Genomic DNA, 14,164 nt, shown 5'->3' on the forward strand with positions numbered 1-14,164 from the left:
GATTGCCTAATCCTACAGGTTCGTATACGAAGAGACGCATTAGCTTGCGTCTTCTGTGGGTTAGTAAACGTATCCGACACAGAAGACGCAAGCTAATGCGTCTCAATATTTACCCATTTTTTTACGCAGCGAAGTGCTTTCCTGCTTTATTCCAGTCGATAACGTTCCAGAAGGCCGTTACGTACTCCGGGCGACGGTTCTGATATTTAAGGTAATACGCGTGCTCCCACACATCAAGTCCAAGAACGGGGGTTCCTTTTTTCTCCGCCAGTGCCATCAATGGGTTATCCTGGTTAGGCGTTGAGATGATCTCAACATCATTACCGTTCTTAATCAGCCAAACCCAGCCCGAACCGAACCGTCCGGTTGCCGCTTTAGCCCACTCAGCTTTGAAATTATCGAACGAGGTGTACTTCTTGTTGATAGCGTCGGCCAGTGCGCCTTTGGGGGTGCCACCTGCATTCGGGCCCATGATGTTCCAGAAAAAAGTGTGGTTCCAATGGCCGCCCGCGTTATTTCGAACCGCGGCTGGTGTGCTGCTGCTTATGCTTTTCACCAAGGCATCAATGTCCATTTTCGCCATGTCGGTCCCGGCAACGGCCTTATTTAGATTGTCGACATATGCTTTGTGGTGTTTACCATGGTGAATTTCCATGGTCATTTTATCAATGTGGGGTTCAAGTGCACCCGCATCATACGGTAATGGAGCTAGTTTAAAGGGTCCTTCTGCCTGGGCAGGTGCAAGGCCAAATGAACGGAAGGCGACTAAACCGGCCGATGCACCGAAGGCCAATTTCAAAAACTCGGAGCGATTCATGCGAATGTTGGTTTAAAAACGAAAAAGCGTCTGTGACGGGTTAGGCTGTATTGACAACAGTCAAAATGCTCAAATGTTCAACAGCTTAATTCGTCACAGACGCAAAGAAACGAGTTTTTTGTATCAGACAGCATCTTGCCGTCAGTATGTTTCGCGAATAGCTCCCAGCAGCCAGAGACGGCTGCATCCGTTAGTCGTAAGCAATTCGGCTCAGGATACTCCGCCCCAGCGTTACCTCATCGGCGTATTCAAGATCGCCACCAATGGGAATGCCGCGTGCAATAGTCGATAGCTTCAGGTTGAATGGCTTGAGTTTCTTCTGAAGATAAAATGCGGTTGTATCGCCTTCCATCGTGGGGCTGATTGCCAGAATAATTTCGCGCACATGTTCGCTTTCTTCGCCACGCAGCCGGGTCATGAGCGAATCGATCTGCAAATCGCTGGGACCGATGCCTTCAACGGGCGAGATGATACCGCCCAGTACATGATACAAGCCTCTGTACTGAGCTGTGTTTTCAATAGCCAGCACATCACGTGTGTCCTCTACGACGCAAATAATCGACTGATCACGTTTGTTACTGGCACAAATTGTACACAGTTCATGATCGGACAGGTTATGACATTTACGGCAGTGTTTCACTTTGGTACGCATGGCCGTCAAGCTCTGGGCCAGCGTTTCGGTTTGTTCTTCATCGCGTTTGAGCAAGTGGAGCACCAGCCGGAGAGCGGTTTTTTTTCCGATTCCCGGCAGCTTCGACACCTCGTTCACCGCGTCTTCTATCAGTTTGGATGGGTATTCCAAGAGGTTGGTGATAAGTTAAAAGTGAAGAATCAAGAATAGCTGGTCGTATTCTCCATCCTTCACCCATCATTCTTAACTAGTTGAGTACCTCCGCCGAAATGCCGCGACGGCAGATTTCGTTACGCATTGGCACAAGTTCTTCCCATGATCCGTTCTTGACGGAGCACTTACCTTTGTAGTGAATGAGCAATGTACACTGCTCGGCCTGCTCGGGAGTATGTCCGCACACATCAATGAGCGTTTCGATGACGTGATCGAACGTATTGACTTCGTCGTTGAAGACCACAAGGTTATGAACGTCGGTTTCAACGACTTGGTCGAGCACGTCCACAACGGTTTCTTCAAAAGGTTGCATAGAAGATAAAATGGTGTTTACTTAGCAAATTTACGGCAAAATGGGCACTAAAAAAAACCTCCGCCGTCCCATAAAATAACTCCATTCAGGCCTGAAAAGTTGCCAGATTTCATATGAATACCACCCTTGCTTTGGTCATTCTGATTGCTTACTTCGGAATGTTGATTGCCGTTTCATTTTATACCGCACGGGGCGCCGATACAAATGCCTTCTTTACCGCTAACCGACAGTCGCCCTGGTGGTTAGTAGCTTTTGGTATGATTGGTACGTCGCTGTCGGGGGTTACGTTCATCTCGGTGCCGGGTGCGGTGGGTAAAATTGGGTTCTCCTATTTTCAGGTAGTGTTAGGCTACATTGTCGGATATTTTGTCATTGGCTCGGTATTAATGCCACTCTACTATAGACTGAACCTGATTTCAATTTATGGGTATCTGGAAAAACGGTTTGGGTTTTGGTCGTACAAAACAGGCGCGGGCTTTTTCCTGCTGGCGCGAACAGTAGGGTCTGCCGTTCGGCTGTATGTAGCCGCTGGCGTCTTGCAGATCGCGTTGTTTAACGACCTGGGTATTCCTTTTGAAGTGGCCGTACTTATAACCATCGCTTTAATCTGGGTATATACGTTTAAAGGCGGTGTTAAAACAATTATCGTAACCGATACGCTCCAGACCGTGTTTCTGGTTACCGCCGTTGTTCTGACAATTGTCCTGATCTCGAAGGAATTGGGTTACTCCTTCGGCGACCTGGTCCGGACGGTGAATGACAGTCCGATGTCGCAGGTCTTCTATTGGGATGCGAATGACCCTAAAAACTTCTTCAAACAGTTTATATCCGGCGCGTTCATTGCCATTGTGATGACCGGCCTGGATCAGGATCTGATGCAAAAAAACCTGACCTGCAAGAACATCGGCGAAGCTCAGAAAAACATGTTCTGGTTCACCGTTACACTTGTTTTCGTCAATTTCATGTTCCTGTCGCTGGGCGTTCTGTTATATGTATACGCCCAACGGGAAGGCATTGCGATTCCAACCCGTACCGATGATTTATATCCCTTACTGGCGCTTAGTCACCTGGGCTTGGTTGTTGGTATTACGTTCCTGCTGGGCATTACAGCCGCTACCTACGCCAGCGCCGACTCCGCTTTGACGGCCCTGACCACCTCCTTTTGTGTCGATTTCATGAATGTTGAAAAGCGGCCCGAAACCGAACGGTCACGTATTAAACAGATTGTTCACATTGGTTTTTCGCTGCTGTTCTACGTCGTCATCATTATCTTTCGTCAGGTCAACAGTAAAGAAGTTATCACGGCCGTTTTCGACATTGCGGGCTATACGTATGGGCCGCTGTTGGGGCTGTATGCATTCGGCATTTTCAGTAAGCGGCCCGTCATGGATCGCTTCGTACCCTGGATTTGCGTGGCTTCGCCCATTTTCACTTACGTAGTCAATGAAAATTCGGCTGCCTGGTTTGGCGGTTACCAGTTTGGCTTTGAGCGCCTTTTGCTGAATGGTCTATTTACATTTATTGGCTTGTGGGTGGTATCGAAACCAGTTGTAAAAGAAGAAGTTATAGCCGTATAGCCCATTGGCTACTCTACCCGATTAGCCGGAAACTCCTCAACACTATGAAGACTAAACATTTCCTGGCCCGCACCGGTCTTTCCTTCGTTCACACAAAAAGAGGCACAAAGTTTAACGTCGCTTCGGTTCTCCTGACCCTGCTTTTTAGCTCGACTTACGTTCAGGCGCAATTCTGTTTCTCGCCGGAAAGACCACAGGTAGGACAAGTGGTGTCCTTTACCTACTCTCCACAAACGACGCCCTTAGCAGCTGATAGTACGCTCGAAGGCCGCTACGTACGGTATGGTGCCCCCAATGTAATTCAACTTAGCCAGCCCACAACCGTTAAACTGGTGCGGCAGGGTAACGACTTTGTTGGCGAACTATTCATTCCGCGTAAAGATGTGGCGGGCATGATGCTCCTTTTCCGAAATAGCAGTCAACCCAAACGGACCGATTTAAATAACGGTCAACTTTACGTTATTCCGGTTTGCGATGCCAGTGGACGTATTGTGCCCCATGCCACGGGTGGTCAGGCATCGGTATTTAGCCGCAGTCATTTTCTCTACGAAGCCGGTGGGCGCCCCGATCCGAACTGGGTGGTAACTCTCTATTCGCATGAACTAGCCCAGAATCCGGACCTGCGCCCTTACTACTGGTCGGACTTGCTAGCCGCTCAGGTGAAACAGAAAAAGCCCGGTTATGGGCCTCTTGTAAAAGCAGGTATCGAAGCGTATCTGGCATCCCGGCCCACGCCAACGGCAACCGAATTAACCACAGCAGCGCAGCTCTACGAAAGCCTGGGCGACTTTCCTAAAGCAAGTGCCCTACGGGAACGGCAGAAATTAGTGGAGCCAACCGGTTCACTGGCGCAGAAAGACCGCTCGATGGCTATTCGAACGGAAGCAAACTGGGAGCGCAAAAAGGCCGCTTATCAGGCTTTCATGACTGAATTCCCGAACTCCTCCTACCTGCCTGCCCTTACGGTAATGATGACCGATGGCTACTTCAAAAACAACGACATTTCGGGCCTGGTTGCTTTTCTAGAAAAGCAACCCACTTCGCATACCGACGTGCTGATGCTGAACACGATCGCCTTCCAACTGGCCGACGAACGTCGTTCGTTACCAGAAGCGGAAAAAATAATAAAGCGGGCGATCGATGTGCTGACATCGCAATCCAGACCGGGCAACAAAGCCGGTAGCTGGGAGGCCGAAAAGCAAACCCGGCAGCGTCAATTGATGAATACGTACGCCCGTGTTCGGGAGCAGCAGGGCGATTACACCGGTGCGTACACGGCCTATCAGACCTTCATCGATCCCAACGATATCGACAACACCGAGCCTCGCCTTACCGAACGCTATTTTCTGTGTGCGCTCCAAACGAATCACGTTGCCGAAGCACGCCCGATGGCCGAAGCCGCCGTTCAGGTTGGCAAAGCAACCTCCGGGTTGAAACGAGCCCTGCACGACTGGTATGCCAAACAGCCCGGAAATACGCCGGCCAAAGCCGACGCTTATCTGACCCAGCTGGAAGCCGATTTACGTGCCGACCAGCGGGACGAACTTCAACAATTGCTCATCAACGAACCGGCTCCGGCGTTTACCCTCACCGATTTACTGGGACGAACCATTTCATCTTCTGCATTTAAGGGCAAAGTGATCGTATTGGACTTCTGGGCAACCTGGTGTGGTCCATGCATTGCTTCTTTTCCAGCCATGCAACAGGCCCAAACGAGATTTCAGGACGACCCGAATGTAAAGTTTCTGTTCGTCAATACCCGCGAGGGCGGTCCGGTACAGCGCGTTCATAATTTTATGAGCAAGCACCCCTATAACTTTGTGGTACCCCTTGACGCGCAGCAAAAAGTTGCCAATGCCTATAAAGTGCAGGGTATTCCGACTAAAGTAGTCATTGGGCCCGACGGGCGTGTACGGTACCGCACCATTGGGTATTCCGGCAACCCCGAATCAACGGTTAATGAATTGAGCCTGGTTGTCGAGATGCTGAAAGAAGGAAAGTAATTATCCACAGCACGGCAGCATTAAAATTTTCAATTGACAATACTATGACAATTCGTCCGGCCACCCTGACCGACCTTCCGGCTCTGATGAACCTGATCCGACATGTTGTTCCCCTTATGCGCAAGTCGGGTAATTTTCAGTGGGACGAACATTATCCTAACCAGACCGTCTTTTCGGAGGATATAGCCAAAGGTCAGCTTTGGGTAGCGTACGTGGATGGGCTACTGGCGGGGGTTGCTGCCCTAACCGAGGATCAGGAACCCGAATATGCTCAGGTGGGCTTTGACCTGAACGAACGAGCCATTGTTACGCACCGTCTGGCGGTTGATCCTGCTTTTCGCGGACGGGGCGTAGCCGCTGGGCTACTGGCTCAGGCCGAGCAACTCGCTCTCGATCGGGGTATTCACTTCCTGCGCATCGACACCAACTCAGAGAATCAGGTTACCCGTAAGCTATTCCCCAAGCTAGGTTATCGGTATGCCGGCGACATAACGCTTAGCTTCCGTCCCGGTTTGCGGTTTCTGGCTTACGAGAAGCAGGTATAGATTCGTACTCGTTACTGGCTCAGAAAAGCAAAGGATTTGCCCTGATAGCGTGGCAGCGTAACACTATTCCGAATGAGCAGAAAGGATTGATAGGCACTGTTGGCAGCGGCCATGTGATCAAGCCATGCTGGAATATCCCCACCCGGATCGACCCGGCAGGTGTAGGTGACATGAATACGCTGTTTGGCAATCGGACGAATCTTCCAGATAGCCAGCCAGTCGGCAATACGAACTGTATTTGGCCGCGTAGCTACCAGATTAGGGACGCCTATACCCTTTACCTGCACCACTTTGGTGCCTGGGTCCTGTTCAAACGTCAGCTGAACACTCATGTCCCGGTCACTTACGGGCCAGGGCAAAGCCGTTACAACATGATACACCAACTCCGTCTCGCTGACACGCTTCACTAGCTGCGCGGACTTGGTTTTGTACATGACGTTTTTGTAGTTGGCTATATCCGACAGCAGAGCCACCAATTGGCTTTGTGTGCCTGACATTGCACATTCAACCTTCAACTCGGTCGACCGACTTCCCGGCACTTCGCGGGTATAGACCAGAATCTGGTCTTTATCTTTTGCCAGACGCCAGCCATCTTTATCCTGCCCGTAAACTGCATTTATTCGTATCGTGAAGCTACTGAACACTAAAGTCAGGTAACAACTTAACTGTACTAACTTCATACCGTATATCCGCCTTTTCAATACGTTAACCCTAGAATTCTTCTCTTTACTAAACGTTGCAAGTCCGGCTTTTGTTGGCTCCGGATCAATTACCTGAACACCATCGGCCGACCTTCTTTGGGAACGACAAATTTGTTCTCCGGGATTTTAGCGGCTACTAATGCTTTACGTAAATCATCGGCGGGTTCGTATAGCCCATCATCACCTTGCTGAAAGGTGCCGAAGTGAATGCCAACTGCCTGCGCCGGGTTCAGATCGACAAACGCTTTTACGGCGCCAGCGGGCGACACGTGTACCGGCGCCATAAACCACTCCGGACGGTACGAGCCAATTGGCAGCAGAGCCAGCTTAATCGCACCTGTTTCTGATGACCGGGCTTGCTCGGCAATTTTCTTAAAATGGGGTCCGTAGCCACTGTCGCCACAAAAAAAGGTCGTACCAAAGCTCGTGTGAAGCAGGTAGCCACACCAGAGGGTTTCCTCCCGGTCGCCCAGTCCACGGTTGCTGAAGTGCTGTGCCTGTGTACATGTCAGTGCCAGCTTTTCATTGATCCGTAACGTATCCTTCCAGTCGAGTTCGCGGGTTACGCGTCCGTTGACTGATTTTGGCAGGTAGGACACGCCCAACGGGGCTACAAAAAGCGGGTTATGTACATTTACAAGCTTCTCGATGGTTGGCAGGTCGAGGTGATCGTAGTGATTGTGGCTGAGCAACACGACATCGATGGGCGGTAACTCTTCAAACCGCAATCCCGGCGGACGCTTCCGTTTGACGCCTAGCCAGGACGTTGGCCCCACCCGCTTCGACCAGACGGGGTCTGTGAGTATATTGAGTCCCGCAGTCTGGATCAGGAAAGTTGAATGGTTCACAAAAGTCAACACCAGACTATCCCCTTCGATCCGTGCAGCGGGCCGGTTACCCACGTAAGCATCAGGTTGTTCAGGCCAGGGACCTTTATCACGGTTAAAAAGCCATTTCAAAAGTCCGCCTGAAGTTCGTTCCGGCATACCGGGGTTAAAGAATTTTTTCCCATCAAAGTGATCCGTAACGGGTCCTTTGTAGCGTGGTGCGCAGGCGGAGAAGGTAAAAAGGAAACCCATAAGCGTCAATCGGGACAATAAAATCGGCATAGTATGGTGAAGCTTGTGTATGGGTGTGTTGTTTTAAAACAGAGACATCTGGCCTGAACGGGCAAAAGCACCTTCATGTTCCAACAGCCACTGTTTCCGCCACAGTCCGCCTGCATAGCCCGTCAGGGAGCCATCGGAGCCAATAATACGGTGGCAGGGCACTACAATCCAGAGTGGATTCCGGCCATTTGCCGCAGCCACGGCCCGAATTGCCTTTTCATCACCCATCCGCCGGGCCAACGTCAGGTAAGAAAGTGTCGTTCCGAAGGGTACGTCCAGCAAGGCTTGCCAAACCGACTGCTGAAAAGTCGTTCCAACTGGATTGATCGGGAAGTCGAACGACGTCAGTTGCCCGGCAAAGTAGGCTTTCAGTTGCTCGGCAGCTACTCGGACAGGCTCATCAATCGGTCCTTCCGCAGCGTTTTCTGCCGGGTTAACATTCGTACAGGTAATGACCGAGACGCCGGTATCATTACCGGTAATAGCCACTAAACCCAGAGGGGAGTCAAAAACGGTAGTTGTCATTTAATCAGGTGTATTTCGAATCGACTGATCCAGTGACAGGCTCGGGCGGTCATCTACAACCATGGTACCCGACATCCGGTCATGCATACCAATTGGCTTTTCGCGAAGAAACGTAAATGTATCGAACGGAATCAGTCTGGCCAGGTTGCGCCATAGACAGGTTAGAAGATCGGGTTTTTGGCCGTTTTTATTGACAACTTTCGTTTTTGTGAGAATCTTACCGGGTGTTTTACCCAGCCATGCTTCAAAGGCCAAATAATAAGCGACATACAACAACATGCTGGTAACACGGTTGATCAATATCTTTGAATCGAGCAGATACGGGCTGATCAGAAACACGATTACACCTACCGTTACCATGATTATATAAAAAAATACAAAATCAATCAGCAGATTCAGAAACCGTTTACCTTGACTGGCGGGCAGGCAAGGTTCGGCAAGTAATTCATCGGCATTCAACAGGTCGCGGGTGTGGAGTTCCATAGTTACGAAAGTCATCAGGTAAGACGGTGTAACTTAACGCCTGTTTCGATAAAACACAAGGCAGAAAAAGCCCGACTGGAGAGAGTCGGGCTTTTTCTGCCTTAAACCATATCCAATTAGTTGGTCACTCAGTTCGCGACCAGTTTCAAAATTTTTCCGGAACCCAGGTCACACATATACAGCTCATTTTTCTGATCTTCACCAAAGGCAGAAATAGCCCCGGCCTGCGCCATCAATTCCTGATTCGTGGCCGTTTTCCCGTCCGTTGTTGTCAAAGCCCAGATCCGTCCACTTGCGTAATCGGCATAAATGTATTTTCCTCGCAGAGATGGATTGGCCGAGCCCCGGTACACGATTCCGCCCGTAATTGATACATCACCGTTGCTATGGCTATACTGCCAGATGGGACCCAGTAGATCGGCTGCGTTGACATTGTTGTCCTTTGCGTCATAATCAGCATTGGCTTCTTTCACACGCCAGCCGTAGTTACCACCTTTTTTAACGATATCCACCTCTTCAATTTTGTTCTGCCCCACATCGCCAACCCATAATCGGCCATCTGCATCAAAACTCATGCGCCAGGGGTTTCGCAGTCCGTACGCAAAAATCTCTTCGCGGTATCCGCTGGAATTACCCTTGAAAGGATTGTCGGCCGGAATCCCGTAATTTCCTTTATCCGTGCTGTTTACATCAACCCGAATAATTTTACCCAGCCAGCTTTTTCGATTCTGGCCGTTGTTCTGAGGGTCTCCCCCGCTTCCGCCGTCTCCGGTGGATACATACAAGTAGCCATCGGGTCCGAACAGCACTTTGCCGCCATTGTGGTTCGAATACGGCTGCTCGAACCGAAAGAGAATTACTTCGGTGGCCGGGTCAACCTGCGATGCTCCGGCTGATGGGGCTTTATAACGGCTTACGATAGTTTCGCGAGGATTATTTTTCGTGTAGTTAACATAGAAATAGCCATTCTGCTTAAAATCGGGATGGAACGCCAATCCAAGCAGGCCCATTTCGCCACCCGAGGCCACCTTACTCCTTATATCCAGATACGTACCTGCCGATGCCGTGTTTGGGTCATTTTCGAAGACCCGGATTCGCCCTTCCTGTTCGATGACAAATACCCGGTTGGTACCATCGTTGGCGTGTGTGTACTCGACGGGCGAAGAAAAGGTAAGTTTAGGATAGGCATTGACAACTTTCGCCGAAAGAGCGCCGGTGCCGCCGGTGCCGGTAGCTATAGAGTCCGGTGCCAGCGTACCCGACTGTGTAGACGACTGACAAGCCGCAGCAACCATCCAGGCAACGCCCGACGTTGCCGCCAGCGAAAGCATAAATGCGATGATTGTTTTACTAAGCATGATGATTAGATTCATTAGTTTCCCTGTTTTACGTACAAATCAAGTTCCAATAAAAGCCTCCGAACTTTGTGGCCCGCATTTTGTTTCAAAAACAGAGAATATGCTCGCGTATACCCATGCATCTACTCGATTAACGAAAGAGTAACCAGTGTAGTGTTTCCACAAAACGGGGTATAAATTCTACCGCATCGGCGGCCTGATTCAGACGATACTATCATGATTACCGACACAAGTACCTTCCTCGAACATCTACAGACCCAGCGGGCACTATACCGGTACAAACTCCCTTCCCGCCCGGATGCCGGCCGATTCATTGACCAGTTGATGCGGCTTATGTTTCCGGTTACGCAGGACTGCAAGTCCATTTCCCAACATGTGGAAGAGACCTACCAGCATCTTAATCAACAACTGATTTGTCTGCTCCAGCCACTCGAAAAAAATTTAACGGAGAGCCCAACGCTGATTACCGAGCGTTTTTTTGAGCGACTGCCAGCTATTTATGATAATCTGTTATTCGATGCTCACGCTATTGCCGATAATGATCCGGCAGCGGTGGGCATTGAGGAGGTAGTTGCCGTGTATCCGGGCTTCTACGCCATTGCCGTCTATCGGATTGCGCACGAACTGATGAAACAGAACGTGCCTCTCCTGCCCCGTATGCTAACGGAATATGCGCATGGACAAACGGGCATAGATATACATCCGGGTGCCCAGATTGGCAAGGCGTTTTTCATCGACCACGGTACAGGCGTCGTTATTGGTGAAACCACAGTCATTGGCGACAATGTAAAAATCTATCAGGGTGTAACTTTGGGAGCCACGCACGTAGCCAAATCAATGGCTCAGAAAAAACGCCATCCAACCATCCAAAATAACGTTGTCATTTATGCCAACGCGACCATTTTAGGTGGTTACACAGTTGTTGGCCACGATTCCGTAATTGGCGGTAACGTATGGCTCACCAGCAGTGTTGAGCCCCATTCGCTCGTGTTCCATCAGCACCAGACCGATGTACGGTTGAAATCCCTGGAAGTGATTGAACCCATCAATTTTGTTATATAACCACAGACTATGAAAGCTATCTCCATCCTCGACACCATTGGCAAAACACCCCATGTTCGTATTAACCGCTTATTTCCGGGTTACGAAGTTTGGACCAAGCTGGAACGGGCCAACCCGGGTGCCAGTATTAAAGACCGTATTGCGCTGGCCATGATCGAAGATGCCGAAGCCAAAGGTTTGTTAACTTCGGATAGCACCATCATTGAACCAACCTCCGGTAACACGGGAATAGGTCTGGCCATGGTTGCTGCAGTGAAAGGGTACAAAATCATTCTGGTTATGCCGGAGTCGATGAGTATTGAACGGCGTAAGATTATGGCGGCATACGGTGCGGAGTTCGATCTGACGCCCCGCGAGAAAGGAATGAAAGGAGCTATTGAGCGAGCGCATGAACTGATTGCTCAAACACCCGGTGCCTGGATGCCCCAACAGTTCGAAAACCAGGCAAACATTGATATCCACGTCAAAACAACGGCCCAGGAGATCCTTGACGATTTTCCGGAAGGTTTCGATGTGCTGATCACGGGTGTTGGCACCGGCGGCCACATAACCGCCGTTGGTCAGGTTTTAAAACAGAAATTCCCAAACCTCAAGGTGTACGCCGTTGAGCCCGAACTGTCGCCCGTAATTAGTGGGGGCGCACCGGGGCCGCACCCGATTCAAGGTATCGGCGCTGGCTTCATCCCTCGGAATCTGCATACCGATATACTGGATGGTGCCATTCAGGTCAGTAAAGACGAAGCGTACGAAATGGCTCGCCGGTCGGCGCGGGAAGAGGGCACCTTTGTGGGTGTTTCTTCGGGTGCATCCCTGGCCGCCATTGCCAAAAAACTACCCGATCTGTCTCCCGGCAGCCGCATTCTGACATTCTGTTACGATACCGGGGAACGGTATCTTTCCATAGACGGCTTATATTAAGTGACAGGCGAGTGCTTGACGAATCAGTAGAGTTGGTAATTAATCGACTCTATTGATTCTCCATTTTAAGAAGTACAAGTTACTTGCAGTCCACTTTCAACAAAACCATTACTCAACTTAATGATCACACAAACCTCTTCTTTCCGTTTAATAAAAGACACTGTATTTATTACTGCCGGTGTGCTCAGCGCTGGCATGGGTATTAAAGGCTTCTTGCTGTCAAGTCATTTTATTGACGGGGGTGTTACGGGTGTATCCATGTTGCTGGCATCCCTTATAGATATCCCCCTACCTATCTGGCTGCTGGTAATCAATCTGCCATTTATTGGCCTCGGATACCGGCAGTTTGGTCGCCAGTTTGCGTTCAAAAGTACACTGGCCATAACAGGTCTCTCCATCAGTCTGGCGGTTATCCCTTACCCGGATGCTACGCCCGACTTGCTGCTGACAGCGGTTTTCGGCGGTTTTTTTATTGGTGCCGGAATTGGCTTGGCCATGCGCGGGGGGGCGGTACTGGACGGCACGGAAATAGCCGCTTTACTCATCAGTCGGAGTAGTCCTATTCTGAAAGTGAGTGACGTTATCCTGGTCCTGAACGTGCTCATTTTCGGAGCTGCCGCTTTCTTCCTAGGCTTAAATCCGGCGCTTTACTCAATGATCACCTATTTCGCGGCCTCCAAAACGGTAGATTTCCTGATTCATGGTATTGAAGAGTATACGGCTATTCTGATCATCTCCAAGCAGAATGAAGAGATTCGGGAAAAAATCATTGAACGAGGCTGGGGCATCACCATCCTGAAAGGTCAGGGAGGATACGGCAAGCACGGTAGTCACCATGAACTGGATACAGTCCTTTATACCGTCATTACCCGACTAGAGATCAGCCGATTAAGAACACTGGTACTTCAGGTTGACCCTAAAGCATTTATTATACAACATAGTGTTGATGATGTGGCGGGGGGTAAAGTCAAAAGCTTACCCATGCATTGATCCCTGCGGGGCAGCCGACTGAAAGAAACATTTACAGACTGGCAGCGAACCGCTCCAGAGTAGTTTCCGGCTTACCCAGTTCAGCCCATGTTTGTCCGGCTTCAAATCTTTCCGGATACTTATTGAGTGCTTCGGTAATATGCCAACCGTAATCCGCCTGGGGGGAAAAGGGTCGTCCCAGTTTCATCAGGAACGAAGGCGTTGTCATTACCCATAGCTTCTCTTTCCGGTAAGCATCGGCAAAACGTTCGGCAGCTTCGTGCTGGGTTACAGCTTCCGGTCCCTGAATTATATATTCTTGGTTTACACCCGCCCCTGCTATTTGAAAAGCCTGGGCAACCTGCTTGCCATAATCATGAGCAGCAATATACCAGGGCTTGACCGGTGAGCGGCCTACTAAAAGTAAAAACGATCCCAGGCGCTGGGTATCGTTCAGGGATTCCATGAAACAGGACGGGTAAAAGATACTATACGGTATACCTGAGTTTTTGATAAGCCGAACCGCTTCGTTTTTTATGGAGAAGACCCACCAGTTAAAACCATTCATCCCCTGATAACGCATAACAATCGAGGATAAATACCCAATACGACTAACACCCACAGACTGAGCAGCCAGTATCAAATTTGTCAGCCCCTGTTTTTCGGTATGAAAATCAGTTTGCTTTTCTGCTTGTTTAATGGAAAGGTTCAGGTAGACTATGTCTATCCCCGTCAAGGCATTGGCGATACTATCAATAGCCTGTAAGTCAGCAAAAACAACATCGGCCATTGGAAAAAGCTGGCGTGCTTTTTCAGGATCACGAGCAATAATACGCACCGAAAAACCAGCCTGGATTAGTTCATGGGTGACTGGCTGTCCAAGCATTCCCGTTGCACCCAGTATAGCTATGGTCATGATACTAAAGGGTAAAATCTGCTT

At 49.8% G+C, this 14,164-nt stretch carries 15 protein-coding genes; 6 read left to right on the forward strand and 9 right to left on the reverse strand.

Going from position 1 to position 14,164, the window contains the following annotated elements; genetic code table 11:
• Positions 1-121 precede the first annotated feature (121 nt).
• From ACYVJM_RS03550 to ACYVJM_RS03560, 3 genes are all read right to left on the reverse strand, one after another.
• Positions 122-817 (reverse strand): superoxide dismutase, encoded by a 696-nt coding sequence (locus ACYVJM_RS03550; protein ID WP_461146823.1) that lies wholly within the window; start codon positions 815-817, stop codon positions 122-124.
• 190 nt (positions 818-1,007) lie between these two features.
• A complete protein-coding gene (gene recR, locus ACYVJM_RS03555) occupies positions 1,008-1,619 on the reverse strand; it encodes a recombination mediator RecR (RefSeq protein WP_461146824.1) in 612 nt (203 codons plus the stop codon).
• A gap of 76 nt (positions 1,620-1,695) precedes the next feature.
• Entirely contained in the window at positions 1,696-1,974 is a 279-nt protein-coding gene (locus ACYVJM_RS03560) for an ATP-dependent Clp protease adaptor ClpS (RefSeq protein WP_012926198.1), read from the reverse strand.
• 113 nt (positions 1,975-2,087) lie between these two features.
• Here ACYVJM_RS03560 and ACYVJM_RS03565 point away from each other — a divergent pair, with 113 nt between their 5' ends.
• The 3 genes from ACYVJM_RS03565 to ACYVJM_RS03575 are packed head-to-tail and all read left to right on the forward strand — an operon-like array spanning position 2,088 to position 6,099.
• Entirely contained in the window at positions 2,088-3,551 is a 1,464-nt protein-coding gene (locus ACYVJM_RS03565) for a sodium:solute symporter (protein ID WP_461146825.1), read from the forward strand.
• Positions 3,552-3,595: 44 nt separating this feature from the next.
• Complete coding sequence (locus ACYVJM_RS03570) at positions 3,596-5,554, forward strand: redoxin family protein (RefSeq protein ID WP_461146826.1); 1,959 nt, start codon at positions 3,596-3,598, stop codon at positions 5,552-5,554.
• Between the two features lie 44 nt (positions 5,555-5,598).
• Complete coding sequence (locus ACYVJM_RS03575) at positions 5,599-6,099, forward strand: GNAT family N-acetyltransferase (RefSeq protein ID WP_461146827.1); 501 nt, start codon at positions 5,599-5,601, stop codon at positions 6,097-6,099.
• An 11-nt stretch (positions 6,100-6,110) separates the two neighbouring features.
• Here ACYVJM_RS03575 and ACYVJM_RS03580 read toward each other — a convergent pair whose 3' ends face one another.
• The 5 genes from ACYVJM_RS03580 to ACYVJM_RS03600 all read right to left on the reverse strand — a co-directional run bounded on the left by ACYVJM_RS03580 (position 6,111) and on the right by ACYVJM_RS03600 (position 10,290).
• Complete coding sequence (locus ACYVJM_RS03580; protein ID WP_461146828.1) at positions 6,111-6,779, reverse strand: START domain-containing protein; 669 nt, start codon at positions 6,777-6,779, stop codon at positions 6,111-6,113.
• Between the two features lie 89 nt (positions 6,780-6,868).
• Positions 6,869-7,909 (reverse strand): MBL fold metallo-hydrolase, encoded by a 1,041-nt coding sequence (locus tag ACYVJM_RS03585; protein ID WP_461146829.1) that lies wholly within the window; start codon positions 7,907-7,909, stop codon positions 6,869-6,871.
• Positions 7,910-7,942: 33 nt separating this feature from the next.
• Positions 7,943-8,434, reverse strand: a complete 492-nt coding sequence (locus ACYVJM_RS03590) for a methylated-DNA--[protein]-cysteine S-methyltransferase (protein ID WP_461146830.1) — start codon at positions 8,432-8,434, stop codon at positions 7,943-7,945.
• Positions 8,435-8,932: an RDD family protein gene (locus tag ACYVJM_RS03595; protein WP_461146831.1), complete on the reverse strand. Its 498-nt coding sequence runs from the start codon at positions 8,930-8,932 to the stop codon at positions 8,435-8,437. It abuts the gene before it with no gap.
• A gap of 113 nt (positions 8,933-9,045) precedes the next feature.
• Entirely contained in the window at positions 9,046-10,290 is a 1,245-nt protein-coding gene (locus ACYVJM_RS03600) for a PQQ-dependent sugar dehydrogenase (RefSeq protein WP_461146832.1), read from the reverse strand.
• Between the two features lie 201 nt (positions 10,291-10,491).
• Here ACYVJM_RS03600 and epsC point away from each other — a divergent pair, with 201 nt between their 5' ends.
• The 3 genes from epsC to ACYVJM_RS03615 all read left to right on the forward strand — a co-directional run bounded on the left by epsC (position 10,492) and on the right by ACYVJM_RS03615 (position 13,245).
• The gene (gene epsC / locus ACYVJM_RS03605; RefSeq protein ID WP_461146833.1) at positions 10,492-11,337 is read left to right on the forward strand and encodes a serine O-acetyltransferase EpsC; all 846 of its coding nucleotides are present in this window, start codon (positions 10,492-10,494) and stop codon (positions 11,335-11,337) included.
• 9 nt (positions 11,338-11,346) lie between these two features.
• Positions 11,347-12,255, forward strand: coding sequence for a cysteine synthase A (cysK, locus tag ACYVJM_RS03610; protein ID WP_461146834.1), 909 nt, complete (start codon positions 11,347-11,349; stop codon positions 12,253-12,255).
• A gap of 120 nt (positions 12,256-12,375) precedes the next feature.
• Positions 12,376-13,245, forward strand: coding sequence for a YitT family protein (locus ACYVJM_RS03615; RefSeq protein WP_461146835.1), 870 nt, complete (start codon positions 12,376-12,378; stop codon positions 13,243-13,245).
• A gap of 31 nt (positions 13,246-13,276) precedes the next feature.
• On the opposite strand, the gene ACYVJM_RS03620 is transcribed toward ACYVJM_RS03615, so the two are convergent.
• Positions 13,277-14,140 (reverse strand): SDR family oxidoreductase, encoded by an 864-nt coding sequence (locus tag ACYVJM_RS03620; RefSeq protein ID WP_461146836.1) that lies wholly within the window; start codon positions 14,138-14,140, stop codon positions 13,277-13,279.
• Positions 14,141-14,164 lie beyond the last annotated feature (24 nt).

Source organism: Spirosoma pulveris (genome assembly GCF_054781875.1).

What these genes read in the sequence shown, in the direction of transcription:
- ACYVJM_RS03550 (WP_461146823.1), bottom strand. Translation starts at nt 817, where the DNA reads ATGAATCGCTCCGAGTTTTTGAAATTGGCCTTCGGTGCATCGGCCGGT.
- ACYVJM_RS03560 (WP_012926198.1), bottom strand. Translation starts at nt 1,974, where the DNA reads ATGCAACCTTTTGAAGAAACCGTTGTGGACGTGCTCGACCAAGTCGTT.
- ACYVJM_RS03565 (WP_461146825.1), top strand. Translation starts at nt 2,088, where the DNA reads ATGAATACCACCCTTGCTTTGGTCATTCTGATTGCTTACTTCGGAATG.
- ACYVJM_RS03570 (WP_461146826.1), top strand. Translation starts at nt 3,596, where the DNA reads ATGAAGACTAAACATTTCCTGGCCCGCACCGGTCTTTCCTTCGTTCAC.
- ACYVJM_RS03575 (WP_461146827.1), top strand. Translation starts at nt 5,599, where the DNA reads ATGACAATTCGTCCGGCCACCCTGACCGACCTTCCGGCTCTGATGAAC.
- ACYVJM_RS03580 (WP_461146828.1), bottom strand. Translation starts at nt 6,779, where the DNA reads ATGAAGTTAGTACAGTTAAGTTGTTACCTGACTTTAGTGTTCAGTAGC.
- ACYVJM_RS03585 (WP_461146829.1), bottom strand. Translation starts at nt 7,909, where the DNA reads ATGCCGATTTTATTGTCCCGATTGACGCTTATGGGTTTCCTTTTTACC.
- ACYVJM_RS03590 (WP_461146830.1), bottom strand. Translation starts at nt 8,434, where the DNA reads ATGACAACTACCGTTTTTGACTCCCCTCTGGGTTTAGTGGCTATTACC.
- ACYVJM_RS03595 (WP_461146831.1), bottom strand. Translation starts at nt 8,932, where the DNA reads ATGACTTTCGTAACTATGGAACTCCACACCCGCGACCTGTTGAATGCC.
- ACYVJM_RS03600 (WP_461146832.1), bottom strand. Translation starts at nt 10,290, where the DNA reads ATGAATCTAATCATCATGCTTAGTAAAACAATCATCGCATTTATGCTT.
- epsC (WP_461146833.1), top strand. Translation starts at nt 10,492, where the DNA reads ATGATTACCGACACAAGTACCTTCCTCGAACATCTACAGACCCAGCGG.
- cysK (WP_461146834.1), top strand. Translation starts at nt 11,347, where the DNA reads ATGAAAGCTATCTCCATCCTCGACACCATTGGCAAAACACCCCATGTT.
- ACYVJM_RS03615 (WP_461146835.1), top strand. Translation starts at nt 12,376, where the DNA reads ATGATCACACAAACCTCTTCTTTCCGTTTAATAAAAGACACTGTATTT.
- ACYVJM_RS03620 (WP_461146836.1), bottom strand. Translation starts at nt 14,140, where the DNA reads ATGACCATAGCTATACTGGGTGCAACGGGAATGCTTGGACAGCCAGTC.